Below are 24,575 nucleotides of genomic sequence, written 5' to 3'. Positions count from 1 at the left end.
GATCGATCCGAGTTCTGCGGTCCCACCTCGGCGGCGCTGCACCATCGGCAACACCTGCCGTATCGCCGCGGTCCGGCTAGCTCTCCAGCTCGGCGAGCCGGGCGAGCGCCCCGCGGGCCAGGTCCCCGTTCACGGTGGGCCAGAAATCTGGCATCGACTGTTTCAGGAAGCCGCCGTAGCGCGCGTTGGCCAGGCGTGAGTCAAGGATCGCCAGCACCCCCTTGTCCTGGGAGGTGCGGATCAGTCGTCCAGCGCCCTGGGCCAGCCGGGTGGCGGCGTGGGTGGCCGCGACCTGCATGAACCCGTTGCCGCCATGCCGGGTGACCTCTTGGCTGCGCGCGCTGACCAGCGGGTCGTCCGGGCGGGGGAACGGGATCCGATCGATGGCCACCAGTCGGCAGGAGCGTCCGGGCACATCCACACCCTGCCACAGGCTCATGGTGCCGAACAGGCAGGTCTCCTCATCCTCGGCAAAGGCGCGCACCAGCGAGGACATGGTGGAATCACCCTGGCAGAGGATCGGGAGGTCCAGACGCTGACGCAGGTCCTCGGCCGCCTCCTCGGCCGCCCGACGGGAGGAGAACAGCGCCAGGGTCGCGCCCTTCGAGGCTTCGATCAGGCCGGCCAGCTCATCGCGCTGGGCCTGCGCGGTCTTCATCGACGGCGGCGGCAGGTGCTTGGCGACGTAGAGCACCCCCTGCTTGGGGTAGTCGAAGGGGCTTCCCACGTCTACGGCGTCCCAGGCCGGGGCCTTCTCCCCCGCCAGCCCCAGTGAACCGGCCACGGGATCGAAGCTGTCGCCGATGGTCAGCGTGGCGGAGGTCAGCACCACGGTGCGATCCCCGAAGAGGCCTTCGCGCAGCCGCCCGGCCACGGAGGTGGGCGCGACGTAGATGAGCGGGGATTCCTCGAGATCGGCCTCCTGGTAGCCCCGTCCCGGCACGAACGCGCCGGGGCGGTTCAGCCAGACCACATCGGGGGTCTCCGGGGAGTCGAGGATCCGGTTGGCGGTGTCGAGCACGGCCTGCATCCGGGACCTGGCGGTGCTGCGACCAGGATCGGCCTCGGCGTCGCCGGTGGGCTTGGAGTCGGAGAGCGCGGTGCGCGCGGCGTTGCGGGCCAGCTCGATCGCCTCGCGCTGCTGGGGGTTGAGACCCCGCGCGAGCAGACCTGAGTCGACTCGGTGGAAGGCCGCCTCCACGGCGACCGCGGAGCTCTGCAGCGCCTCGACGTTGATCGCGGTGTGACGTTTTGCGGAGGAGGCTGCGGCCTTGATCATCTGCGCCGAGAGCTGGGCGGTGACGGCGGAGGTCACCCGGTCGGCCAGTTCGTGGGCCTCATCGACGATGACGGCGTCGTGGTCTGGCAGCACGTCGAGGCCTTCGAAGGCGTCGATGGCGAGCATGGCGTGGTTGGTGATGACCAGGTCGGCGTCCTTGGCCTTCTCGCGGGCGCGCTCGGAGAAGCACTCGGCGGCCATCGGGCATTTGCGCGGCCCGATGCAGTCCACGGCGTTGACCGAGATCTGGCGCCAGGCCCGGTCGGTCACCCCCTGGGGCAGGTCGTCGCGATCTCCGGTCTCGGTGACCTCGGCCCACTCGCGCAGCGTCACGATCTCCTTGCCCAGCTGGGAGCCGGGCTCGAAGGCGGTGACCCCGCCGGTGGGTTCATCGGCGAACGCGAAGAGCGCCTGCTCGTCGTCGTCCTCGGGGAAGCCGCCGTCCATCTTGTGTTTGCAGGCGTAGTTCGCCCGGCCCTTCACCAGGGCGACGTCCACCGGACGTTCCACATGTTCCGCGATGTTCTCCAGCAGCCGCGGCAGGTCTCGGCCCATGATCTGGGCCTGCAGCGCGAGGGTGGCGGTGGAGATCAGCACCGGTTTCTCCGCGTCCAAGGCGTGGACCACCGCCGGCACCAGGTAGGCAAGAGACTTGCCTGTGCCGGTGCCGGCCTGGACCAGCAGGTGGCGGCGCTTGCGTAGCGCCATGGCCACATGCTCGGCCATGGTCACCTGACCTTCGCGCTTGACCCCACCCATGGCGGTGACCGCGCGCTCGAGCAGGTCCGTGGTCTCCCGGTATCCCGTGGACCGGCTGGTGCTCACGCTCAAGGCGTCGGCTCTGCCTTGACCTGGAATTCGGCGAGATCTCCCACCAGTTCTCGGCGGACCAGCACCTTCAGCAGGGTGCCCTCCTCCTGATACTCGGTGGAGAGGATCTCGGCGTCCTCGGCGTGGAGCCGGGAGACGATGTCGCCCTGGGCGTAGGGCACCATCAGCTCCAGTGGGACGCTGGGCCGCGGGATGGAGCTGCTGATCAGTTCGCGCAGCTCCTCGATCCCCTGCCCGGAGTGGGCCGAGACCACGATGGTGTGCGGTTCACGACGACGAATGCGTTCCACCACGTCCCAGTCGGCGACGTCGGCCTTGTTGAGCACGATGACCTCATCGACCTCGTGGGCGTCCACTTCGGCGAGCACGGTGCGCACCGCGCTGATCTGGCTCTCGGGCTCGGGGTGCGACGCGTCGACCACGTGCAGGATGAGGTCGGCATCAGCGACCTCCTCCAGGGTCGAGCGGAAGGCTTCGATCAGCTGCGTGGGCAGCTGCCGGACGAAGCCGACGGTGTCCGAAAGCGTGTAGCCGATCCCATCGGGAGTGACGGCCTTACGGGTGGTGGGGTCGAGGGTGGCGAACAGGGCGTTCTCCACCAGGACCCCGGCGTCGGTGAGCCGGTTCAACAGCGAGGACTTGCCCGCGTTGGTGTACCCGGCGATCGCGACGGAGGGCACGGCATTGCGCTTGCGGTTGGCCCGCTTGGCATCGCGGGCCGGCTTCATCGCCGCGATGTCCTTGCGCAGCTTCGCCATGCGCGCGTTGATCCGGCGCCGATCGAGCTCGATCTTGGTCTCACCGGGACCGCGGGATCCGATGCCGGCGCTCGCGCCGCCGACCTGGCCGCCGGCCTGCCGGGAGAGCGATTCGCCCCAGCCGCGCAGCCGGGGAAGCATGTACTCCATCTGGGCCAGCTCCACCTGGGCCTTGCCTTCCCGAGACTTCGCGTGCTGGGCGAAGATGTCCAGGATCAGCCCGGTGCGGTCGATGACCTTGACCTTGACGATGTCCTCGAGGCCACGGCGCTGGGAGGGGGCGAGCTCGGAGTCCACCACGACGGTGTCGGCACCGAGGTCGGCCACGGCCACGCGGATCTCCTCGGCCTTGCCGGAGCCGAAGAAGGTGCCCGGATCGGGCTTGGCACGGCGCTGCAGGAAGCCGTCGAGCACCGTGGAGCCCGCGGTCTCCGCGAGGGCGGAGAGCTCGCGCAGCGAATACTCTGCCTCGGCGACGGTTCCCTCGCCCCAGAGCCCGGCGAGCACCACGCGCTCCAGGCGCAGCTGCCGGTACTCGACTTCGGAGACATCCTCGAGCTCGGTGGAGAGCCCATCGACGCGGCGCAGCGAGCGGCGTTCCATGAGCTCGAACTGCTCGCCGTCGGACTCGGAGTGCGCGGTCTCACCGGCGATCTCGCGGGCCTGTTCGCCCAGGATGCCGCGGCGTTTGAAGCTCGAGTCAGCCTCGAAGCGGGTGGTCCGTTTCGGCGCGTCTTCGCGTGCGCGATCAGCGGCGAGGATCCGTTCGATGGTCGCATCGACGGAGGACTGCTCGGCGGCCGGCGTCGTGGCGTCCTCCGGGGTCTCCCCGGAAGGTGCGGGCGTGTGCTTCTGCTTGGTCATGATCTCCTTAGGACCAGTTTTCGGGCTGGCCCTGCCCGTCGTGGATCTCCATCCTACGTTCGACCCTGGACACGGTTAAGTGTGCGGGGCGGCTCTGGAGATCGGGCGGGACTTGTCCGGGGGTGTGGATGGTGTCCGTTCGGCCAGTTCCCGGATCCGCAGGAGGGATCCGAGACGGCGCAGTCCGGCGGACGCGCGGCGTCGGCGTCGAACGGCACTGCCGGCTCAGCGAGCCGACCAGATGGCGAAGGGGTGACTCAACCGCGCGGGCGGGAGTACGTCAGGTGAATCCACATGCGCATGAGTCTACTACGATTCACCCTGTGAACTCCCAGCATTATTTCTCCGCCTCCCCCGAGGGGCCCTTCACCCGCCGATCCATGAGCGTCACCCTGGGCGGCAGCGAGGTCTCCGTGTCCACCGCCGGGGGGATCTTCTCCCCCGATGGCGTGGACAAGGGCACGGCCGTGCTGCTCAAGCATGCTCCGGATCCGGCCGCCCAGGGCCACCTGCTCGACATCGGATGTGGCTGGGGTCCGTTGGCGCTGACTCTCGCGATGCGCTCTCCGGAAGCCACGGTCTGGGCGGTGGACGTCAATGAACGTTCTCGCATCCTGTGTGCGGAGAACGCGGCGGCGCTGGGCCTGAGCAACCTGCGGGTGCTGGCGCCCGAGGAGGTGCCCCAGGACATCGAGTTCGACACCATCTGGTCCAATCCTCCGATCCGTGTGGGCAAGGAGGTGCTTCACGGGATCTTGGAGCACTGGCTGCCGCGGCTGAGCTCCGGGGGCGAGGCCTGGCTGGTGGTCCAGAAGAACCTCGGGGCAGACTCGCTGCTGTCCTGGATCTCCACGATGCTCGCCGGCGTCGCCGGAGAGTTCCGGAGCGGGCGCGCCGAGACCGCGAAGGGCTTTCGGCTGCTGCGGATCACCCGCAGCTGAGTGCAGGGCTTGTCAGCTCATCGCCCTTCCGGGGACGCCAGCTCACCGACCTGGTGAGCGGAAGGCGCGCCTGTTCAGGTGAGGGTCCCGGTCAGCACCAGCTGAGCCGGCCCTGAGAGCTCCACATCCTCGGCCCCGTCCTCACGGGCGGTGAACCGGACGGTGACCTGTCCGCCGGGGACGTCGACCTTCCAGAGGTTCACCGTGTCATCTGCGGCCCAGACCCGGACCGCAGCGGCCGCGGCGCAGGCGCCGGTCCCACAGGACATGGTCTCCCCGACCCCGCGTTCGTGTACGCGCATACGCACCCGCCCCACGGCCTGACCGTCCGCATCCGGGGTGACCAGCGGTTCGGCGGGGACCACGAACTCCACGTTGGTCCCCGCGGGTGGAAGCGGGTCCACCTTGGGCGCCTCGTGGAGGTTGAGGTCCTGCAGCGTGGTCTCGTCTCCGAGGGCGACGACGGTGTGTGGATTGCCCATCGAGATGCTCAGGGCTGGCCGGGGCTCCTCCAGTCCGGCGGCGATCACCAGCGCGTCAGAGGCGTTGGTGGCGGCCTGGTCGGGGTCGAGGAAGGACCATACGCCCATGCCGATCGCGTAACCCTCGGGCACCTTGCGCACGCTGCGCAGCCCGGCGCGGGTCAGGACCGGCAGCTGCTGACCCTCGAGGAGCTGCACCAGGTCCTGATGGATCAGGAAGTGCGCGAAGGCGCGCACGCCGTTGCCGCACATCTCGGACACCGAGCCGTCGGAGTTCCGGTAGTCCATGAACCACAGCGGAGCCTCGTCGGTGCTGCTCAGCTCGGGGTCCTCGGCGAGCAGTCGGGAGACCATGGCGTCGCCGGCCACCCGATGCGCGGGGACCGCCCGGATGAGCCCGTCGCCGCCGATGCCGAGGTGCCGGTCGCAGAGCGCGGCGACCTGGTGTGCCTCGAGCGTGTGTTCTCCCTTGGGGTCCGCGATCATGACGAAGTCGTTGCCGGTGGCGTGAGCCTTGGTGACTGCGGTGCCGCGCAGGGCCTCCAGGCCGGTGAGGTGATGGGCCACGCGGTTCTCCTTCGTTGCTGCGTCGGTGCGCTGCTGCTGGGATTCGGTGCTGCTGGGACGGGTATCTGCTGCTGAGGTGTTCAACGCTGGGCTTGCCGTATCGCTTCCAGGGCCTGCCCGCAGAGGTCTTCGGAGGGCGCGTGCAACCAGGTCACGCGGGGGTCGGCACGGAACCAGGTCTCTTGCCGGCGGGCGAACCTGCGGGTGGCCGTCGTGGTGGATTCGATCGCCTCGGCCAGGGTGAGCTCCTCGTCGAGGACCTGAAGGAACTGCTGGTATCCGATGGCCCGAGGTGCGGTGCGTCCGCGGCGCAGCCCGGCGTCGTCGAGCTGGCGCACCTCCTCGAGCAGACCCTGTTCGGCCATGCGCTGCACACGGTGGGCGATGCGCTGGTGGAGCAGGGACCGGTCCACGTCGAGTCCGAGCTGCACCACCGGTTCCAGGCTGGGTTCGTGGATTCGCTGCGGCATGAACGAGGAGAAGGTCCGTCCGGTCAGCAGCACCACCTCCAGGGCGCGGATCAGGCGACGGTCATCCTTGATGACCGCGGCGGATTCAGGGTCCAGGTCGCGCAGCTCCAGACGCAGCGGCGCCGCGCCCTCCTCCTCGAGTCGCCGGGTCAGGCGGCTGCGCAGCTCCGGGTCGGTGGGTGGGAACTCAATGACGTCGATCACGGCGCGCACGTAGAGCCCCGAGCCTCCGACCATGATCGGGGTCTTGCCACGGGCCCTGATCTCACCGATGACCTGGCGCGCCTGTTCCTGGAAGTCCGCGACCGAGGCCTCCCGGGTCACGTCGAGGACGTCCAGCAGGTGGTGCGGCACGGCCCCAGCCTCGTCCGGCGTGATCTTTGCGGTGCCGATGTCCATTCCCTGGTAGAGCTGCATGGAATCGGCGTTGATGATCTCCCCGTCGAGCCGCTCTGCCAGCTCGATGCCCAAGGCGGATTTTCCGGAGGCGGTGGGGCCGACCAGGACGATCAGCGGGGCCGTGGGCGCTGCGGCTGCAGAGTCCTCCGTGGTGGTCAGCGGCGCGAGCTCAGCAGCGCTCATCAGGAGGCGGGACGCAGGGTCGGCATGCCGAGGGAGACCGCCGGGGTGGGTCCGCCCACCTGCGTGGTGCCCACTCCGCAGGAGTCCGCCTGCCAGCGGTCCCAGGCCTCCCCGGCGGGTGAGCGGCGAAGTCGGTAGTCTCCCGGCCCTGCCGGATCCGCGAGCAGGTGGAACCCGGCGGCCTCGGTGATGGTGACCGTGACGAAGTCCCCGGGACGCGGAGAGCTGGCTCCGGCGGGCACGGTGAAATGCACCAGTCGGTTGTCCCGCGACCGCCCGCTGAGTCGTCCGGTCTCGCGGGATCTCGTCCCGGAGTCGGCCGTGACCAGCAGCTCCTGGGAGCTGCCGACGAGTTTGGCGTTCTCTTCGGCGCCGATGCGGTCCTGCAGGGCGCACAGACGCTCGAACCGTTCCTGCACGACCGCCTTGGGGATCTGATCCTCCATGGTGGCTGCCGGGGTGCCGGGGCGGGGTGAGTACTGGAAGGTGTAGGCCGAGGCGAAACGGGAGGCCTCCACCACCCGCATGGTGTCAGCGAAGTCGGCCTCGGTCTCCCCTGGGAAGCCGACGATGATGTCGGTGGTCACCGCGGCCTCCGGCATGGACTCGCGCACCTTCTCCAGGATCCCGAGGAACTTCTTGGATCGGTAGGAGCGGCGCATGTCCTTGAGGACCTTGTCCGAACCGGACTGCAGGGGCATGTGCAGCTGGGGCATGACGTTCGGCGTCTCGGCCATGGCGTGGATGACGTCATCGGTGAACGACGCCGGGTGGGGGCTGGTGAACCGGACACGTTCAAGTCCTTCGATCTCTCCGCAGGCGCGCAGCAACTTCGCGAAGGCACCGCGGTCGCCGAACTCTACGCCGTAGGTGTTCACGTTCTGGCCCAGCAGCGTGACCTCCACGGCACCGTCGGCGACGAGCGCGCGGACCTCGGCCAGGATCTCTCCGGGGCGACGGTCGCGTTCCTTCCCGCGCAGCGCCGGCACGATGCAGAAGGTGCAGGTGTTGTTGCAGCCCACCGAGATGGAGACCCAGCCGGAGTGCACGGACTCGCGTTTGGTCGGCAGGGTCGAGGGGAAGGTCTCGAGGGATTCGAGGATCTCGATCTCGGCCTCGGCGTTGTGACGGGAGCGTTCCAGCAGCGTCGGCAGCGAGCCGATGTTGTGGGTGCCGAAGACGACGTCGACCCAGGGAGCCTTCTTCTGGACGGTCTCCTGGTCCTTCTGTGCCAGACAGCCGCCGACGGCGATCTGCATGCCCTCGTGCTCGGCCTTGGTCTGGCGGAGCATCCCGAGATGTCCGTAGAGCTTGTTGTCCGCGTTCTCGCGCACCGCGCAGGTGTTGAACACCACCAGGTCCGCCGTGGCACCCGGTTGCGCGGGGCCGTAGCCGGCATCTTCGAGAAGCCCGGACATCCGCTCGGAGTCATGCACGTTCATCTGACACCCGAAGGTGCGCACCTCGTAGGTGCGTCGGCGCGTCGCCGCCGAATGCGCGTCTGCGGCAGAGGCCTCGACTCGGTCGGGATCTGCTGCGGTGGTCTCGGCGCGGTCCATCAGTGCATCACTCATTGCAGTGGATTCTACTCGCCCGAGTGCTCCTGGATCATTTCTCGGACGATCTGGAACGCCGCCCCTGGGGAGTGGCCTCGGCGGGCCAGCATCGAGACCAATCTGCGGGTGACCTTGTCCCGTTCGGCGCGCTCCTCCGGGCTGGGGCCGGTGGGCACGGGTCTGCCCTGGAGCTTGCGCCGGACGAGTTCGCGCGCCGCAGCACCTTCATCCTCAGGGCTGATCTGCTCCAGCGCCTCCTGGGCCACCAGCTCGCTGATGCCCTTTTCACGCAGTTCCCGGCGCAGCGCAGACTTCCCGAGGTTCTTCAGCTCGTGACGACCCCTGACCCAGGTCTGGGCAAAATCGGTGTCATTGACCAGATGTACCTCTTCCATCCGATCCAGCACCCGGGTGATCACCTCTGGGCTGAACTCCTTCTCCTTCAGCGCCACGGCGAGCTGGTGCCGCGACTTAGGGGATCCCGTGAGTCGGCGCAGCACGACCGCACGTGCCTTCTCGTACTGCTCCTCCGGAGGCAGTGCGGCCACTCCCTCCGCAGCGGGTTCAGCCTCCGCCTCGACGGGTGACTCAGCCTCCGCCTCGTCGACGGGCGACTCAGCCTCCGCCTCGACGGGCAACGCCGCGCGCGCACCAGTCTCGGGCCCAGTCTCCACTTCGGTCCCAGCCCCGGTCCCCGACCGAGCCTCGGCCTGGACCCCGGTGCCGACGGGCTCCCCCGCCGAGAACGAGACGGGATCCTCCGAGAGCTTCTCCGGCTCTATGAGGGGACGCGCCTCGGCGGAGGCTACGAACTCGAGGTCACCGGATTCAAGATCTTCGAAATCCGGGGCGTCAGATTCAGGATCCAGGAACTCCGGGTCGGTGGATTCATCCTCACCAGATTCGCCAGCGCCCCCAGAGGTGGCGGGGGCGGAGGTCGCGGACCCAGAAGCAGCAGGCTCGGAGTCAGCGCCGGCGGCGGCTCCTGGGCCTGACGGAACCGAGCTGGCTCCGGTGGACTCGGCCCGAGCAGGTGTCACCTCGGCCGGCGCGACGGACACCGAGGTGTCCACCACCAGGAAGTCGGGAACCGGGGCGTCCGGGTCCCGCTCCTGGATGCTCGTCATGGCAGCCCGCAGCGCTTCGATCTTCTGCTGCTGATCACCCATAGTCGCCTCCTATCAGGCGTCGACGGCCTTCAGCGCGGGTCCACCCTCTTCTTCCAGCGGGGCGAGCAGACCGAGCTTCTCACGGATACGACGCTCGATCTCATCAGCAAGATCGGGGTTGTCCTTGAGGAAGGTTCGAGCCTTCTCCTTGCCCTGGCCCAGCTGGTCTCCGTCGTAGGTGAACCATGCGCCGGACTTCTTCACCAGACCGTTCTCCACGCCCACGTCGATCAGGCCACCCTCGCGGGAGATGCCTTCGCCGTAGATGATGTCGAATTCGGCCTGCTTGAACGGCGGGGCCATCTTGTTCTTCACGATCTTGGCGCGCGTCCGGTTGCCCACCGCGTTGGTCCCCTCCTTGAGGGTCTCGATGCGGCGTACGTCCACGCGGACCGAGGCATAGAACTTCAGCGCCTTGCCGCCGGAGGTGGTCTCCGGGGATCCGAAGAAGACTCCGATCTTTTCGCGCAGCTGGTTGATGAAGATTGCGGTGGTCTTGGTCTGCGAGAGTCGGCCTGCGATCTTGCGCAGCGCCTGCGACATCAGGCGAGCCTGGAGACCCACGTGGGAGTCGCCCATCTCACCTTCGATCTCGGCGCGCGGCACCAGCGCGGCGACGGAGTCGATCACGACGATGTCGATCGATCCGGAGGAGACCAGCATGTCCATGATCTCCAGCGCCTGCTCGCCGGTGTCCGGCTGGGAGACCAGCAGCGCGTCGGTGTCCACACCCAGCTTCTGGGCGTACACCGGGTCCAGGGCGTGCTCGGCGTCGATGAAGGCCGCGATGCCGCCCATCTTCTGGGCGTTGGCCACTGCGTGCAGGGCCACGGTCGTCTTGCCGGAGGACTCGGGGCCGTAGATCTCTACGACACGGCCGCGGGGGAAGCCGCCGATGCCGAGTGCGGCGTCCATGGCGATCGAGGAGGTCGGGATGGTCTCGATGGGCGCTCGGGTCTCATCACCCAGACGCATGACCGAACCCTTGCCGTACTGCTTGTCGATCTGTGCCAGCGCTGCTTCAAGCGCCTTCTCACGATCTTTGCTGACTGCCATGATTCACCTCGATGACTCGTTGTATGTATGTGGTGTCAGATTAGGCGGACCCTCTGACATGCCCTCGTGCACGGGCAGACGATGTGCATCCAACCGGATCGACTCCGCAGCTCGGGCCCTCTGGGGAAAACTCTAGCGCATCGAATCGAACATATCTTCGACTGCCGCCCGGCGTGTCCGGCCGGGTCCTCGCGGCGGCTGCCCCGTCTCCGGGGACCGGCTCAGCTCTTGGGCGCGATGTCCCGTCCGAGCCGCCGATCAGCAGGCACATCCTGCTGGTCACACACGGCGTCCCAGACGTCGCGGGGACTCACTCCGGCCTGCAGCGCGGACTTCACCGTCAGCTGATACTGGCTCAGCACCAGTGAGTCGGCGAGCACGTGGGCATAGTTCGGTCCGAACTCGCCCTCCATGAGGAACCAGAATCGACTTTCTCTCATGAAATCCTCTTGTCGGTGCTGTCTGCGGTCCCCTGGGGCGCGGCTGATCCGGCCGAGGGCTCTTCGGGCCCGGCGAGGCTCACTGCTCCTGGGATCTCCGCGCCCTGGGTGAGCGCGGGGTCCTGCTCGGCGTCGAAGTCGGTATAGGCCTGGTTCAACTTGGCCAGCAGCTTGGAGAGCGTCTGGATCTCCAGCTCCTGCCAGGGGGTGAGCATCTGCAGGTATCGCTCGGCTCGGTCTGCCTGGGCAGCCTCCAGGCGGGCGCGGCCCTCCTCGGTGAGCGAGACCATCTGTGCCCGACCGTCGGCGGGGTCGGTGGCCTTCTCCACGAAGCCGCGGTGCTCCAAGGTGCTGAGCTGACGCGAGAGCGTGGGCTTGCCGATCCCCAGGTGCCGGGCGATGGCGGTCATCCGCTGCGGGCCCATCTGCTGGAGCGTGGCGAGCACGGAATAGGAGGCCGGCTCGATCTCCGAGTCGATCTGGCGCGCCAGCTGCAGGGCGTTGAATCGTCGCCGGACGAAGAGTCGGTTGAATTCCTGCTCCAGCTCGTGGACCTTCGCGCGTCGATCAAAACTTTCCATGAGCAACAGTCTAAGACAGCAGAAGAGGGCCGCCCTATAGGGCAGCCCTCCGATGCTGAGTCTCGGCCTGTTCGCAGACGGCTTCGGTCAGTCGTCTTCTTGCTCGCTCATGCCGGGCGGACCCATACGGCTCCGGTGTAAAGCCCTCAGGACCCGCTGCGGGCGAGTTCTTCTCGGGTCAGTGCGTCGGGCACCCGGTCCGGGACGACACCGCCGCCGAACTCGCGCTGGAACTCGGTAGGTACGGTGTCGGGGACATGCAGGCCCTCGGCGGTGGCGATGCGCTCCGCGACCTGGGAGAGCATCGTGGAGAGGGGCACCTCGAGTGCCGAGCAGATCGAGGCCAGCAGCTCCGAAGAGGCTTCCTTCTGTCCGCGCTCCACCTCGGAGAGGTAGCCCAGGGACACTCGCGCATCATGAGAGACATCGCGCAGGGTGCGGCCCTCGGCCTGACGGATGCTGCGCAGGACGTCACCGATCTCTTGGCGCAGGACCACGCCCTTGGACTCTCGCGGCTGGGTCGTGGCGACGCCGTCGACGTCCATATCTTTCCAACGGGTCACGCCGTTGACGGTGACTGGTTGTCTCACCATGGACTCACTCCTCTTTCGGTATGTTCCACCTGTCATCAACGGTCTTCGCAGGTGTTTTCTTCCCGGGGCGGCTGAAGGTACCTACGCTCCTACTCTAGTCGCGATCCCCGATGCCGTGAGGTTCGGTCCGCAAGAAGTCTTCGACGAGCTTCAATGCGCCCTCGACCGAGGCTGCCCGGATCTCCGCGCGATCACCGTGGAGGTCCAGCAGCAGGGAGCCGGAGAGCCAGGTCTGGGCGTCCTCCGGGTTCAGCCCTGCCGCGGCAGGTTCGGCACCGGCGGGCAGGTGCAGTCCGAGCCGCTCGGCAGAGGTCTTTCTGCAGGCCAGGCCCAGGTACACGGTGCCCACGTCCTTGCCCTCATGCGGCTCGGGGCCGGCCACACCGGTCGTGGCGATGCCGATATCGGCTCCGGTCACGGACGCGACGCCGCGCGCCATGGCTGCCGCGACGTCCGGGTCCACGGCCCCGCGATCCTCGAGAAGCTGCGCATCGACGTCGAGAACATTACGCTTTACGGCGCTGGAATAGGCGACCACGCCGCCCAGCAGCGCCACCGAGGTGCCGGGCACCTCGGCGATGCGGGAGGACAGGCCGCCGGCGGTCAGCGACTCGGCGGTGGCCAGCGTGAGGTCGCGGTGACCCAGGCTCTGGATGATGGTGCGCGGCTCCGTCCGGCGCTCGGCGGCCCGCGCCACCTCCCCGGCGCGGCCGGACACCTTGCCAGATGCGGGGTCGGGCTCAGTGCCAGATGCCGGGTCGGGCTCTTGGGTGAGATCAGTCATGATCGCGGCCCCGGAGCGGATCCTCAGATTGCGGGGCGGCGCGGTCCGCCCGCACTCGGCGGCGCATCCGGATCGCGGAGATCAGGTAGTCCACGCCGGTGACCACGGTGACGACCAGGGCGAGGATCATGATCCAGAACGCGACGTCGGCGAGCCAGGTGGCGATGACCACCAGCGGCAGCAGCATCAGCAGCAGGCCTGCGGACTGCAGCACGGTCTTGAGCTTGCCGCCGCGGGAGGCCGGCATCACCCCATAACGGATCACGACCATGCGCAGCACCGTGACACCGAGCTCGCGGGCCAGGATCACCAGGGTGACCCACCAGGGCAGCTCCCCGAGCAGCGAGAGCATGACCAGGCCCGCACCGATCAGCAGCTTGTCGGCGATCGGATCGGCGATCTTGCCGAAGTCGGTGACCAGGTTCCGAGATCGAGCGAGATCGCCGTCGATCTTGTCGGTGAGCACCGCAAGGGCGAACACCCCGGCCGCAGCCCAGCGCCAGCCGCCGTTGGTCGCCTCCCCGGAGCCGCCGAACACCTCTCCCTGGGCGTCGAGCACCAGGAACCAGATGAAGACCGGGACGAGCGCGATGCGGAGCATGGTCAGGATGTTGGCGATATTGAGCAGCGGCGGTTCGACCGGTGGCCCGGTCTGTGCAGCTGGTTCACGCGGTGTGTCAGTCATGAGTCTCTCAGCGTCCGGTCAGTTCCCACATGTCCTCGCCGGACGTGGAGTCGTGCCCGTCATGATAGTCCCTCGCCTCGGGCAGGGCCGCGGTGCGTTCGGCGAGATCGCGGGCGATCAGATCGGCGCTGGAGAGCGAGGCCCGGCTGACCTGGCGCTGACCGACGGCCTGGGTGGGTTCGGTCTGCGTGGGCTCCGCGCCGCGGCGTGCGGCGTAGTCCTCGACCTCGCGCGCCTGGACCTGCTGGACCTGGGTGGGCTGGGTGGCGGGGTAGCCCACCGGGTCTGGTGCCGAATCCGCCGAGAGCGCCGAGACGGCCGAGACCGGCGAATAACCGGACGGGGCCGAGGCGCCAGAGACGGCAGAGGCCGAGGAGACCGCTGCATAGCCGGGAGCCGCAGAACCGGGCCCTGCGGCCGGTGCGGGGCTCGGGGCGGTGGGAGCACCTTGAGCTGCGCCGCCGACGATCCCGCTGGGCGCGGTCTGCACCGACTGGCCCGGCTCGTATTCGATGCCGGTGTTGTCATAGGCCTCCGGGGCGTCCTCGCTGGGCGCCGCCGCGCGCGGCTCCTCGCCGCGCATCATGGCCAGCAGACCGGGAAGCTCCTCCGGGGCGACCAGCACGTCACGGGCCTTGGAGCCCTCGGACGCGCTGACCACACCGCGGGATTCCATGAGGTCCATCAGGCGACCCGCCTTCGCGAAGCCCACGCGCAGCTTGCGCTGGAGCATCGAGGTGGAGCCGAACTGCGTGGTCACCACGAGTTCGGTGGCCTGCAGGAGCACGTCGAGATCGTCGCCGATGTCCTCGTCGATCTTCTTGGAGACCTTCTCGGGGACCACGTCTTCGCGGTACTGGGCCTTGAGCTGGGACTTCACGTGCTCGACCACCGCGTGAACCTCGGAGTCGTTGACCCAGGCACCCTGCACGCGCATCGGGTTGGGCCGGCCGGCGGGCAGGAACAGGGCGTCGCCCTGTCCGAGCAGCTTCTCGGCACCCACCGAGTCCAGCACCACGCGGGAGTCGGTGGAGGAGGAAGTCGCGAAGGCCATCCGGGAGGGGATGTTCGCCTTGATCAGGCCGGTGACCACGTTGACCGAGGGACGCTGGGTAGCCAGCACCAGGTGGATGCCGGCGGCGCGGGCGAGCTGGGTGATGCGCACGATCGAGTCTTCGACGTCGCGCGGGGCCACCATCATCAGGTCGGCGAGCTCGTCGACGATCACCAGCAGGTACGGATAGGGGCGCAGGTCGCGCTTGGAGTCCGGGGGCAGCTGGATCGCGCCGTTGCGCACGGCCTTGTTGAAGTCATCGACATGCTTATAGCCGAAGTGGGCGAGGTCGTCGTAGCGGTTGTCCATCTCCTTGACCACCCACTGCAGCGCCTCGGCGGCCTTCTTGGCGTCGGTGATGATCGGGGTGACCAGGTGTGGGACACCTTCGTAGGCGGTGAGCTCCACCCGCTTGGGGTCCACCATGACCAGGCGCACCTCATCGGGGGTGGCTCGCATGAGGATCGAGGTGACCATGGAGTTCACGAAGGCCGACTTGCCCGCACCGGTGGCGCCGGCGACGAGCAGGTGCGGCATCTTCGCCAGGTTCGCGACGACGAACCCACCCTCCACATCCTTGCCGACACCCATGACCATCGGGTGCTCGGTCTTGCGGGCAGCGTTGGAACGCAGCACGTCGCCCAGGGCGACGACTTCCTTGTCCTTGTTCGGGATCTCGATGCCGATGGCGGATTTGCCCGGGATCGGGGAAAGGATCCGGACCTCGTTGGAGGCCACGGCAAGGGAGATGTTCTTCTCCAGACCGGTGACCTTCTCCACCTTGGTGCCCGGGACCAGCTCCACCTCGTAGCGGGTGACGGTGGGACCGCGGGAGAACCCGGTGACCTGGGCCTCGACCTTGAACTGCTGGAAGGTCTGGTTCAGCGCGTGGACGATCTCATCGTTGGCGGCGGTGTGCTCCTTGGCCGGCGGGCCCGAGGGCAGCAGACCCTGCTCCGGCAAGGTGTAGGTGACGTCGCCACCGAGGGTGAGCTGCTCGGAGCGCACCGGCATGGCGGCGGCCGGGGCGGGCGCCTCGGGGTCGGGGTTGCGCTTGAGTGCGGCGGAGGACGGAACGCCCGACGGCGGCACGGCAGGAGCCGCTGCCGCGGCAGGGGCCGCCTGGGCTGCGGCGGTGTCAGCCTTGTCCCGGGCGCGCTGGATGGCGCGCTCCTGGGCGGTGGGGCGACGCACCCCGGCAGGCACGGCCGGGGAGCTGGAGGACTCGGACTCCTCGAGCACCGGGTCCTCATAGGCTCCCTCGGTGGCTCGCTTCGACTCGGGGTCCTCGTGGCCGAAGGACTCGATGTCGGAGTCCTCGGAGTCCTGCTTGGAGCCCATGATCTTCGAGAGCAGAGACTTCTTGGTGTGGCCCTCGGCGGAGCCGTCCTCGGCGTGGCGCGGGGTGCGGAGCGGGCGGGCCGCGGCGTCGTCCTCGGAGCTGGAGGGGGCGGCGGGCGCTGCGGCGGCCGCAGACCTCGACCCGGACCTCGACCCGGACTTCTGCGCCGGTGCGGACTGCTGGGCAGCCCCGCCGCTGGGCAGATTCGGATCTTCCAGCGGTTCGCGGCGCTCCCCGACGAGGAAGCTCTTGGCGACGGCGACCCGGTCGGGCACTCGGCGCAGCGGAGTGTCGGTGAGGACCAGCAGTCCCGAGAGCAGCGCGAGGATCAGCAGCGCCCAGACCGGGTAGACGGTCACCAGGGAGGCCAGCGGGACGCTGACCAGGTAGCCGATGACTCCTCCGGAGTTCAGCAGCGCGGTGAAGCTGCCGTCCTCGCCGACGGTGAAGGCCTCGTTGATGCTGGGCAGGCCATTGGCCAGGTGCACCACACCGGCGGAGGCGACCAGGATGATCGCGCTGCCCGCGGCGATCCGGGCGTTGCTGGAGTGGTCCTGGGGTGCGCGGAAGTAGCGCACCGCGGCGATGAACAGGATCAGCGGCAGGATCACCGAGGCCCAGCCGAAGGTGCCTGCCGTGGAGGTGTGCACCAGGTTCAGCGCCCAGTGATCCAGGGCGCGGGCCCCCCACCAGTCGACCACCGCGGTGAGCAGCGCGAGCAGGAAGAACACCAGCCCGGCGCCGTCGCGGCGATCATCGGGATGAACCTTCACCTGCCGCCCGATCCCGCGCACGGCAGAGGCCACAGGCGTGGCCAGGGCCAGCCAGAAGCCGCGCGCGGCGGAGGCCAGCAGGTTCCCGCGAGGGGCCTCTGCTGGTGGGTTGGAGGAATTCTTCGACGTCGTCGCGCGGCCGGATGCACTCTTGGAGGTCTTGCTTCCTTTGGTGCTGGCGGCTCGAGCGGGGGAAGTACGTGTCGCCATAGAAGCTAACCTACCCTCGATGCCGGGTCCGGTCACCGATCGGCACACCTTTCACCCGGGCCAGGCCCTGGTCCCGGGGAGGCTGCGGGCTCCCCCGGGACCAGGGGCACCCGCGGTGCCATTGGGCCCGGATACGCCGCTGGGCCCCGCGCGATGCGAGGCCCAGCGGCGTGGTGAGGGGGGTGGAGACGATCCACGTGGGATCAGGTCTCGACGACCACCGGGACGATCATCGGCTTGCGGCGCAGCTTGCGCGCCACCCAGGAGCCCATGGTGCGACGCACGATCTGCTGCAGCTGATGCGTGGTGTGCTCCTTGTTGTCCTGGATCGCCTCGGTGAGCGCGCGGGAGATCTTGGGCTTGATGTCCTTGAAGACCTGATCCTCCTCGGCCACACCGCGGGCGTGGATGTCGGGACCGGAGATGATCTTGCCGGTCTGCCGGTTGACCACCACGACCACCGAGATGAAGCCCTCTTCGCCCAGAACCCGACGGTCCTTGAGGTCGTTGTCGGTGATCTCACCGATGGAGGAGCCGTCCACGTAGACGTAGCCGCACTCGACCTGACCCACGATCTGCGCCACGCCCTGGTGCAGGTCCACCACGGTGCCGTCGTCGGCGAGGATCACCCGGTCGCTGGGGACCCCGGTGTCCTCGGCGAGCTTGCCGTTGGCGATCAGGTGGCGGGTCTCGCCGTGGACCGGCATCACGTTCTTGGGCTTGACGATGTTGTAGCAGTAAAGCAGCTCGCCGGCGGAGGCGTGCCCGGAGACGTGGACCTTCGCGGTGCCCTTGTGGATCACGTCGGTGCCGAGCTTGAGCAGCCCGTTGATCACGCGGAAGACCGCGTTCTCGTTGCCCGGGATCAGTGAGGAGGCCAGGATGACGGTGTCACCCTCACCCACCTGGATCGGGTGGTCGCCGTTGGCCATCCGCGAGAGCGCCGCCATCGGCTCGCCCTGCGAACCGGTGGACATCAGCACCACCTCGGAGTCGGGGTAGTTGTCCACCTTCTTCATGTCCACCAGGATGCCCTCGGGCACGTCCAGGAAGCCCAGCTTCGAGGCGATGCCCATATTGCGCACCATCGAGCGGCCCACGAAGGCGACCTTGCGGTTGTGCGCGTGGGCGGCGTTGAGCACCTGCTGCACCCGGTGCACGTGGGAGGAGAAGGACGCGACGATGATCCGCCGGTTGGAGGTGCCGAAGAGCTGGTCCAGGGTCGGACCGATCTCCTTCTCCGGAGTGGTGAAGCCGGGGACATCGGCGTTGGTGGAGTCGGTGAGGAACAGGTCCACGCCCTCTTCGCCGAGCTTCGCGAAGTGGCGCAGGTCGGTGATCCGCCCGTCCAGCGGAAGCTGGTCCATCTTGAAGTCACCGGTGTGCAGCACCGAACCGGCTTCGGTTCGGATGAACACCGCCAGCGCGTCCGGGATGGAGTGGTTGACCGCGACGAACTCGCACTGGAAGGGACCGAAGTCCTCGACGTCGCCCTCTTTGACCTCGAGGGTGTAGGGCTTGATCCGGTGCTCGGTGAGCTTGGCCTCGATGAAGGCCAGGGTCAGGGTGGAGCCGATCAGGGGGATGTCGGGCTTCTTGCGCAACAGGTACGGGACGGCGCCGATGTGATCCTCGTGGCCGTGGGTGAGCACCAGGCCGACGACGTCGTCGAGGCGGTTCTCGATATAGCTGAAGTCAGGAAGGATCAGGTCAACGCCGGGCTGTTCCTCTTCGGGGAACAGCACGCCACAGTCGACGATCAGCAGCTTGCCGCCGATCTCGAAGACCGTCATGTTGCGCCCGACCTCCCCCAGGCCGCCCAGAGCGACCGTGCGCAGGGTGCCGCGGCGTAGTTTCGGTGGAGTGATGAGGCGCTGTGCTGCCAAGGTGAGATTCCTCCTCAAGAGATCCCGGTGGGGACCTCAATTGTGTAGTGGTTGTGTGCTGCGCTCCTGCTGCCCGCCCGTGCTTCGGACGGATGGCTCAGAGCTGCCAGCCTGCCTCGCGCAGGTCGGCGATGATCAGTTGCTTCTCGAGTTCATTGGCCTGCACCAGGGGCAGGCGGACGCCGGGGTACATGCCGGTGCCGAGCCAGTTGAGCACCTGCTTGCAGGAGACCGCGCCCTGGACGCGGGTCATCATCGCGCGGATCACCGGGCCGAGCTCGCCGTGGGCGATGCGGGCCTCGCGCAGCTCATAGTTCAGCACCGCGTCGATCATCCGGCGGAAGGTCGGGGAGGCCACGTGGGCGGTGACCGAGACGACGCCAGCGGCGCCCATGGCCATCCAGGCGAGCACGTTCTGGTCATCGCCAGAGTAGACCTCGAGGTCGGTCTTGGTCAGCACCTCGGTGGTGGCAGTGATGTCGTTCTTGGCGTCCTTGAGCGACATGATGTGCGGGTGCTCGGCAAGCTTGAGGATCGTCTCGGTGGCGATCGGGATGCCGGTGCGTCCGGGGATGTCGTAGATCATCAGCGGCAGGTCCGCGGCGTTGGCCACCGCGGTGAAGTGCGCGAAGACGCCGTCCTGGCTGGGCTTGTTGTAATACGGGGTGACCACCAGCTGGCCGTCGGCCCCAGCGCGCTCGGCACGCTTGGCCATCAGCAGGTCGTGGTCGGTGTGATTGGTCGCGGTGCCGGCGATGACCTTGGCCCGGTCCCCGACGGCGGACTTCGCGGCACGGACCAGGGACTCCTTCTCGTGGTCCTCCAGCGTGGAGGTCTCCCCCGTGGTGCCCGAGACCACCAGCGAGTCGTTGCCCTCCTCGACGAGTCGCACGGCGAGCGCCTCGAAGGCATCGAAATCGATCTTGTCATCCGGGGTGAACGGCGTGACCATCGCCGTGATCAGGTGCCCGAAGAACGGGTCGGTCTGATCCGGGTGCTGGACCTGCCCCTCGGTGAGGTGCGGATCGAATTCGTGTGTGGGCTCATTGTCGCTTGCCATGGGCAACAGCCTACCGCCTGGGTCCCGCCCGGGGGCCAGCGACGGGCGGGAACCTGGACGCGCGGTCAGCTGTCTGGCTCCTCCATGGGCCCGGCGCCCAAGGTGGTGCCGCTGTGGCTGGGGTCGCCGTCGAAGTGTTCGTGCGAGACGTCGACCACGGGATACTGACTCAGATCGATCCCCGCCGGGACGGTGAAGGTGGTGGCCCCGGCGGTGGCGGAGCCGAGCGAGATCAGCTGGGTGCCCTCCGCGTCACGCAGCCAGACCTCGAAGTACCCGGCCTCCGGGTCCGGGGCGGCTGAGATCTCCACGGTGAGCTCCAGGTCCCCGGCCTCGGTCTCGACCATTTCGGCGCGGCCGGTGAAGTCCTCTGCGGCCACCGGCTCCAGGGTGGCGTCGCCGACCACGGTGGTCACCGCCACGGGGGGCTGGACCTCCGCCGGGTCGTTCTGGGCGAGCAGCGCTGCCACCGCCGCACCGCCGAGCACGGCACCCGCGGCGGCCGCCGCCAGCGGAACCCAGAGCCGACGAGGAGGATGCTCCGCGGTGCCGGCCCGCCGGCGCCGGCGGGAGCCCAGCTCGCTGACCGAGGCCATCGGGCGGCCTCCGTCCAGGCGGTCCTCCCCCGAGCGGTCCTCCATCGGGAGGTCCTCCGCTGGGCGGTCTCTGTCCGAGCGGTCCTCCGCCGGGCGGCCTCGGCCCGAGGGGCTCGGGCCGGCACCCCGGGTCTCTTCCGAGATCGCGGCGATCTCGGCGGCGATGCGGTCCCAGAGCTCGGCGGGGGGCTCGTGGAGTGCGGCGGGATCCCGCAGCGCCTCCATGGCGCGTTCGGTGGCCTCGAATGCCGCGCGACAGGGTCCACACAGCGTGAGGTGCTCTCGCTGCACGGAAGGCCGCAGCTGGTGCGCCTGCCCGGCGGCGGGCTCAGCAGTGGGCTCGGTGCGGCCGAGCCGGGGGTCGGCGAGGATCGCGAGGTGCTCGTCTGTGAGGTGCCCATCCGAGCTGGAACCGTTCCGCGGTGGGATCTGCTCAGTCACTATGCACCTCCAGACTTTCTCTCATGCGTGCCAGGCCCCGATGGACATGGGATTTCACGGTGCCGAGCGGCATCTCCAGGCGTTCCGCGATCGTTCTGAGCGGAAGATCCTCGGAATAAGCCAGGCGAATTATCTCATCCTGCGGCGGACCCAGCTGTCGCAGGCTCTGCTGGACCACGACTCGATCGATCACGGCGTCGGTGGGCCGTGTCGCGCCGTTGCGCACCATCACATCGGCCCCGGCCTCGGCGGTCTGCTGATCGCGCTCGCGCCGGGCGAATACGTCAGCGATCACCCGGCGGGTGATCCCGGTGATCCAGGCGCCGGTCGGCTGGGAAGGGTCATAGCTCTCCCGCGAGCGCCAGGCGCGGGTGAACACCTGCTGGGTGGCATCCTCTGCGTCCTGACGATGCCGCAGCGCGACCATGCACAGCGAGAACACGAAGCTCGCGTGCTGCTGGTAGAGGTCATGCATGGCTGCGGGTTCCCCGGCCGCGAAGCGCGTCGCAAGAGGCTGCTGATCCAGGGCGTCTCCTTCGTCGGAGGGCAAGGGCGCGGTCCCCGCAGCCGGGGCGCTCGCCTGCTCAGTCGAGGGGTTCAGCGACCACAATGATGTTGTCCGCATAGCTGCTGCGCTCGTCGATCCACTGACCCCCACAGGTGATGAGCACGAGACGGTGTTCTCCGGCTCGCTCGAAGTACGGAGCGAAGTCCAGTCCGTCCTTGCCGAGCTGCTCCACCTGTGTGACTTCATAGTGGTGCTCCACGCCGGCTTCGTCAAGGACCGTGACCTCCTCGCCTGGCCGGGAGTCCTTCAGTGCATAGAGCGGCCCGACGGGGGTCTCCTGGGAACCGGCGTGAGCCGAGATGACGGTGGTCCCGACCTCATCTGCCGGCGCCTTTCCGTACTCATACCAGGCCGCCTGGGCGGCGTCGTCGGGGATGTCCATCTGACCATCCTCGGCGACGCCGCGCGGCTCCACCGGGATATCCGCATCGATGCCCGGGTAGAGCAGCTGCGTGGGCTCAGGGGTGGGCTCCTGTTGCCCCTGGTCGGCAGGCTGCACCGGGATGGATCCTGGACTCAGAACCGATGGGGTGGCCTCCGGAGACCCAGGGGCCTCCGGCGAAGGGGAAGACGCCGAAGGCTCCTGGGATTCTCCGGAGGCCGAGACCGTCGCCGCCTGGCCCTCGGGGCGCTCAGCAGCTGAGGTGGCGCACCCTGTTGCGACCAGAGCAGCGCTGAGCACGAGAGCCAGGCCGGCGGAGTGACCCGCCCGCAGGCGACGACGGTGGTTGTTCATCTCAGACGCGGCTCTTGGCGCGAACACCCATCGCCACGGTGCCGACACCGATCAGAGCCAGCACGCCGATGCCGGCGACCCAGCCGGCGGTGGACTGGCCGGCGACGACCTCGAAGTTGCCGGTGGGCACGCCGTCCGGCGAGGAGTGCGTGGCGTCCACGGTCTGGGTGGCGAGCGCCAGGTTGCCGTCCGCGGCGGAGCCCCAGGCGTAGACGATCGTGTTGACGCCTTCGGCGACGTCGACGTCGGCCGGGCCGATGACCGGGTCAGACTCGCCGGCCAGAGACACGGCGGCCTCAAGCGTGCCGGCAGGCAGGTCCAGCGAGGCCTCGTCCGGGTTCGACAGCGACTCGACGGCCACCTCGCCGTTGGCCCAGACGTCGACGGCCGGGGCGGCGGCCACGTGGCGCACCGTGAGGCGGCCCTCACCGGCTGCGAGCTCCGAGGTGTCGTTGCCGAAGGCGGTCACGGTCGGGTTGCCGTCGGCGTCGAGGTGGGCCGCTGCGGTGTAGTTCCCGCCGCTCTCCAGGGAGACGTCCACGGGACCGAGCACCGGATCCGAATCATCTTCGGCGTCGGCGGCGGTGATGGCCACTGAGTAGTCGCCGCCGGGCAGTTCCAGCGGCCCGGCGAGGTCGCCGGGGTTGAAGTCATCGAGGGTCAGTTCACCGTTGACGTAGACGTCTACGGGAAGATCTGGCACGGCATGCAGCACCGAGAGCTGGGCTGAGGCTTCGCCCTCCTCGGCGGCGTAGGCGGGGACTGCGGTGGCGGCAATGGCCATACCGACGAGCGCGGTGGTGGCGAGTGGAAGTGACTTGCGCATGGCGATGTCCTTTCAGGGTGCCTGAAGGCAGTGATGGTGATCACTTTTTGTGCTCACACCAGTACTACCGCCGGGGCCGAGAAAAGGTTGCACCGGGTGCGAAGAGTTTTCCCGGTGCCCGGGGAGGCGGCCGGTGAGCTGCCCGTGAATTGCCCGGTCGGCTGCTCCGGTCGGGTCTCGACTCCGGTTCGGTGGGCGAGGCAGTAACGTACGTACGGTGATCAAAGCCGGCCCCACCTCCTCACGCCTGCGGCGCATCTCAGGAGTCGATGCCGCCCGCGGCCTCGCGCTTCTGGGCATGATGACCGTCCACGTGCTGCCCACCATCTCCGAGCCCGCAAACGACGCCAGCTGGACCGGCCTGCTCTTCACCGGGCGCCCCTCGGCGCTGTTCGCGATGCTGGCCGGCGTGGGGCTCTCGCTGCTCACCGGCGGCGGCGGCCGGGCTCACTCCGGGGCGCAGCTCGCCGGTGATCGCAAGGCCATCGCGGTGCGTGCGCTGATCGTGGTGGTGATCGGACTGCTGGTGGCCGCGCTGAACTCCGGGGTGGCCATCATCCTGGTGCACTACGGACTGCTCTTCCTGCTGGCGCTGCCGTTCCTGCGTCTGGGCGCGGTGCCGCTGTTCGCCCTGGCCGGGGCCTGGGTGGCGGCGGCCCCAGCGGCGTTCTGGTGGCTGCACAATGATCTGCGCAGCTCCTGGGAGGGATTCCCCGACATGTGGCGGCTCTGGCACTCCCCCGGAGTCGCCGACCTGGCGAATCCCGCCGTGCTGGGCATGGACCTGGCGCTGACCGGCTACTACCCCTTGCTGATCTGGCCGGCCTACCTCTTCACCGGCATGGCGATCGGTCGGCTGCAGCTGCAGCGGGCCCCCGTCGCGCTGAAGCTGGCCGGAATCGGGCTGGGGCTGGCAGTGGTCAGCTATGCGGTGCACCTGTGGATGCTCTGGCAGTCCACGCTGATCCCCGAGCTCGCCGCGCGCTACGGCTGGTCCAGCGCCGAGGTGCGCGCCGAGCTTCTGGTGGGCACCTATCAGATCCCGTTGGTCAATGAGGATCTGTGGTTCCTGCTGGGGACTCCGCATCAGGGCTCCACGATGGATCTGATCCACACCATCGGCACCTCGATGCTGGTGCTGGGCGTATGCCTGCTCGCCGCAGAGAAGCTGCGCTGGCTGCTGGCTCCGCTGATCGGGGCGGGTGCGATGCCGCTGACCCTCTACGTGGCACACCTGGTGGTGCTCCACTTCTGGCGCGGCACCCAGGTGCCGGACTTCCTGACCTTCCTCACCGAGTATTCCCCGGCCCAGATGCTGATGCTGATGGTCATCGGCGCCCTGGGTGCGGGGCTGCTGCGCTTCATGCTGCGCCGCCGCGGCCCGCTCGAGGCCCTGGCCCATGCCGCGGGCAACGCCGCCGCCGGCCGCTAGGGCCGCGGCAGGT

General features: G+C 68.5%; 21 protein-coding genes. 2 read left to right on the top strand and 19 right to left on the bottom strand.

Annotation, left to right across the window (positions count from 1 at the left end; genetic code table 11):
* Window positions 1-76 precede the first annotated feature (76 nt).
* Window positions 77-2,104 (bottom strand): ATP-dependent DNA helicase, encoded by a 2,028-nt coding sequence (locus I2487_RS05135; RefSeq protein ID WP_345941336.1) that lies wholly within the window; start codon window positions 2,102-2,104, stop codon window positions 77-79.
* 2 nt (window positions 2,105-2,106) lie between these two features.
* Window positions 2,107-3,732 (bottom strand): GTPase HflX, encoded by a 1,626-nt coding sequence (gene hflX, locus I2487_RS05130; protein ID WP_207170889.1) that lies wholly within the window; start codon window positions 3,730-3,732, stop codon window positions 2,107-2,109.
* Window positions 3,733-4,055: 323 nt separating this feature from the next.
* On the opposite strand from hflX, the gene I2487_RS05125 reads away from it, so the two are divergent.
* Window positions 4,056-4,673 carry a methyltransferase gene (locus I2487_RS05125; RefSeq protein WP_207170888.1) on the top strand — a complete coding sequence of 206 codons (618 nt, stop codon included), beginning with the start codon at window positions 4,056-4,058 and terminating at the stop codon, window positions 4,671-4,673.
* 74 nt (window positions 4,674-4,747) lie between these two features.
* On the opposite strand, the gene dapF is transcribed toward I2487_RS05125, so the two are convergent.
* The 17 genes from dapF to I2487_RS05040 form a co-directional block, all read right to left on the bottom strand.
* Window positions 4,748-5,722 (bottom strand): diaminopimelate epimerase, encoded by a 975-nt coding sequence (gene dapF, locus I2487_RS05120; protein ID WP_345941335.1) that lies wholly within the window; start codon window positions 5,720-5,722, stop codon window positions 4,748-4,750.
* Between the two features lie 80 nt (window positions 5,723-5,802).
* Complete coding sequence (gene miaA, locus I2487_RS05115) at window positions 5,803-6,774, bottom strand: tRNA (adenosine(37)-N6)-dimethylallyltransferase MiaA (protein ID WP_207170886.1); 972 nt, start codon at window positions 6,772-6,774, stop codon at window positions 5,803-5,805.
* Window positions 6,774-8,348 (bottom strand): tRNA (N6-isopentenyl adenosine(37)-C2)-methylthiotransferase MiaB, encoded by a 1,575-nt coding sequence (gene miaB / locus I2487_RS05110; RefSeq protein WP_518523698.1) that lies wholly within the window; start codon window positions 8,346-8,348, stop codon window positions 6,774-6,776. The genes miaA and miaB overlap by 1 nt, the downstream gene beginning before the upstream one ends.
* 11 nt (window positions 8,349-8,359) lie before the next feature.
* Complete coding sequence (locus I2487_RS05105; RefSeq protein WP_255545960.1) at window positions 8,360-9,499, bottom strand: RecX family transcriptional regulator; 1,140 nt, start codon at window positions 9,497-9,499, stop codon at window positions 8,360-8,362.
* A 12-nt stretch (window positions 9,500-9,511) separates the two neighbouring features.
* Window positions 9,512-10,555: a recombinase RecA gene (gene recA, locus I2487_RS05100; protein ID WP_036475049.1), complete on the bottom strand. Its 1,044-nt coding sequence runs from the start codon at window positions 10,553-10,555 to the stop codon at window positions 9,512-9,514.
* Window positions 10,556-10,776: 221 nt separating this feature from the next.
* Window positions 10,777-10,995 (bottom strand): DUF3046 domain-containing protein, encoded by a 219-nt coding sequence (locus tag I2487_RS05095; RefSeq protein WP_207170885.1) that lies wholly within the window; start codon window positions 10,993-10,995, stop codon window positions 10,777-10,779.
* Complete coding sequence (locus tag I2487_RS05090; protein ID WP_207170884.1) at window positions 10,992-11,576, bottom strand: MarR family winged helix-turn-helix transcriptional regulator; 585 nt, start codon at window positions 11,574-11,576, stop codon at window positions 10,992-10,994. The genes I2487_RS05095 and I2487_RS05090 overlap by 4 nt, the downstream gene beginning before the upstream one ends.
* 146 nt (window positions 11,577-11,722) lie before the next feature.
* Complete coding sequence (locus tag I2487_RS05085) at window positions 11,723-12,169, bottom strand: helix-turn-helix domain-containing protein (RefSeq protein ID WP_036475055.1); 447 nt, start codon at window positions 12,167-12,169, stop codon at window positions 11,723-11,725.
* Between the two features lie 94 nt (window positions 12,170-12,263).
* The gene (locus I2487_RS05080) at window positions 12,264-12,953 is read right to left on the bottom strand and encodes a CinA family protein (RefSeq protein WP_207170883.1); all 690 of its coding nucleotides are present in this window, start codon (window positions 12,951-12,953) and stop codon (window positions 12,264-12,266) included.
* Entirely contained in the window at window positions 12,946-13,638 is a 693-nt protein-coding gene (pgsA, locus tag I2487_RS05075) for a CDP-diacylglycerol--glycerol-3-phosphate 3-phosphatidyltransferase (RefSeq protein WP_207170882.1), read from the bottom strand. Before pgsA ends, I2487_RS05080 begins: the two co-directional genes overlap by 8 nt.
* A 7-nt stretch (window positions 13,639-13,645) precedes the next feature.
* Entirely contained in the window at window positions 13,646-17,017 is a 3,372-nt protein-coding gene (locus tag I2487_RS05070) for an FtsK/SpoIIIE family DNA translocase (protein WP_255545959.1), read from the bottom strand.
* Between the two features lie 203 nt (window positions 17,018-17,220).
* On the bottom strand, window positions 17,221-18,903 hold the full coding sequence (locus I2487_RS05065; protein WP_207170881.1) for a ribonuclease J: 1,683 nt from the start codon (window positions 18,901-18,903) through the stop codon (window positions 17,221-17,223).
* 97 nt (window positions 18,904-19,000) lie between these two features.
* A complete protein-coding gene (gene dapA, locus I2487_RS05060) occupies window positions 19,001-19,963 on the bottom strand; it encodes a 4-hydroxy-tetrahydrodipicolinate synthase (RefSeq protein ID WP_207170880.1) in 963 nt (320 codons plus the stop codon).
* Between the two features lie 65 nt (window positions 19,964-20,028).
* Window positions 20,029-21,000 (bottom strand): anti-sigma factor domain-containing protein, encoded by a 972-nt coding sequence (locus tag I2487_RS05055; protein WP_207170879.1) that lies wholly within the window; start codon window positions 20,998-21,000, stop codon window positions 20,029-20,031.
* Window positions 20,993-21,550, bottom strand: coding sequence for an RNA polymerase sigma factor (locus tag I2487_RS05050; RefSeq protein WP_255545958.1), 558 nt, complete (start codon window positions 21,548-21,550; stop codon window positions 20,993-20,995). Before I2487_RS05050 ends, I2487_RS05055 begins: the two co-directional genes overlap by 8 nt.
* A gap of 34 nt (window positions 21,551-21,584) precedes the next feature.
* Window positions 21,585-22,304, bottom strand: a complete 720-nt coding sequence (locus I2487_RS05045; protein WP_207170878.1) for a sortase domain-containing protein — start codon at window positions 22,302-22,304, stop codon at window positions 21,585-21,587.
* A gap of 1 nt (window position 22,305) precedes the next feature.
* On the bottom strand, window positions 22,306-23,130 hold the full coding sequence (locus I2487_RS05040; protein WP_207170877.1) for a DUF4397 domain-containing protein: 825 nt from the start codon (window positions 23,128-23,130) through the stop codon (window positions 22,306-22,308).
* A 217-nt stretch (window positions 23,131-23,347) separates the two neighbouring features.
* Here I2487_RS05040 and I2487_RS05035 point away from each other — a divergent pair, with 217 nt between their 5' ends.
* Complete coding sequence (locus I2487_RS05035) at window positions 23,348-24,562, top strand: heparan-alpha-glucosaminide N-acetyltransferase domain-containing protein (RefSeq protein WP_207170876.1); 1,215 nt, start codon at window positions 23,348-23,350, stop codon at window positions 24,560-24,562.
* Window positions 24,563-24,575: the final 13 nt, after the last annotated feature.

It is taken from the genome of Nesterenkonia sp. E16_10 (assembly GCF_017347085.1).
Lineage (GTDB): Bacteria > Actinomycetota > Actinomycetes > Actinomycetales > Micrococcaceae > Nesterenkonia.
The sequence above is the reverse complement of the archived record's forward strand: the minus strand, read 5'-3'. Positions and strand labels throughout refer to the sequence as shown.

What these genes read in the sequence shown, in the direction of transcription:
- I2487_RS05045 (WP_207170878.1), bottom strand. Translation starts at nt 22,304, where the DNA reads ATGAACAACCACCGTCGTCGCCTGCGGGCGGGTCACTCCGCCGGCCTG.
- miaA (WP_207170886.1), bottom strand. Translation starts at nt 6,774, where the DNA reads ATGAGCGCTGCTGAGCTCGCGCCGCTGACCACCACGGAGGACTCTGCA.
- dapA (WP_207170880.1), bottom strand. Translation starts at nt 19,963, where the DNA reads ATGGCAAGCGACAATGAGCCCACACACGAATTCGATCCGCACCTCACC.
- I2487_RS05095 (WP_207170885.1), bottom strand. Translation starts at nt 10,995, where the DNA reads ATGAGAGAAAGTCGATTCTGGTTCCTCATGGAGGGCGAGTTCGGACCG.
- I2487_RS05090 (WP_207170884.1), bottom strand. Translation starts at nt 11,576, where the DNA reads ATGGAAAGTTTTGATCGACGCGCGAAGGTCCACGAGCTGGAGCAGGAA.
- I2487_RS05080 (WP_207170883.1), bottom strand. Translation starts at nt 12,953, where the DNA reads ATGACTGATCTCACCCAAGAGCCCGACCCGGCATCTGGCACTGAGCCC.
- I2487_RS05070 (WP_255545959.1), bottom strand. Translation starts at nt 17,017, where the DNA reads ATGGCGACACGTACTTCCCCCGCTCGAGCCGCCAGCACCAAAGGAAGC.
- hflX (WP_207170889.1), bottom strand. Translation starts at nt 3,732, where the DNA reads ATGACCAAGCAGAAGCACACGCCCGCACCTTCCGGGGAGACCCCGGAG.
- I2487_RS05105 (WP_255545960.1), bottom strand. Translation starts at nt 9,499, where the DNA reads ATGGGTGATCAGCAGCAGAAGATCGAAGCGCTGCGGGCTGCCATGACG.
- miaB (WP_518523698.1), bottom strand. Translation starts at nt 8,348, where the DNA reads ATGAGTGATGCACTGATGGACCGCGCCGAGACCACCGCAGCAGATCCC.
- pgsA (WP_207170882.1), bottom strand. Translation starts at nt 13,638, where the DNA reads ATGACTGACACACCGCGTGAACCAGCTGCACAGACCGGGCCACCGGTC.
- I2487_RS05085 (WP_036475055.1), bottom strand. Translation starts at nt 12,169, where the DNA reads ATGGTGAGACAACCAGTCACCGTCAACGGCGTGACCCGTTGGAAAGAT.
- I2487_RS05040 (WP_207170877.1), bottom strand. Translation starts at nt 23,130, where the DNA reads ATGCGCAAGTCACTTCCACTCGCCACCACCGCGCTCGTCGGTATGGCC.
- recA (WP_036475049.1), bottom strand. Translation starts at nt 10,555, where the DNA reads ATGGCAGTCAGCAAAGATCGTGAGAAGGCGCTTGAAGCAGCGCTGGCA.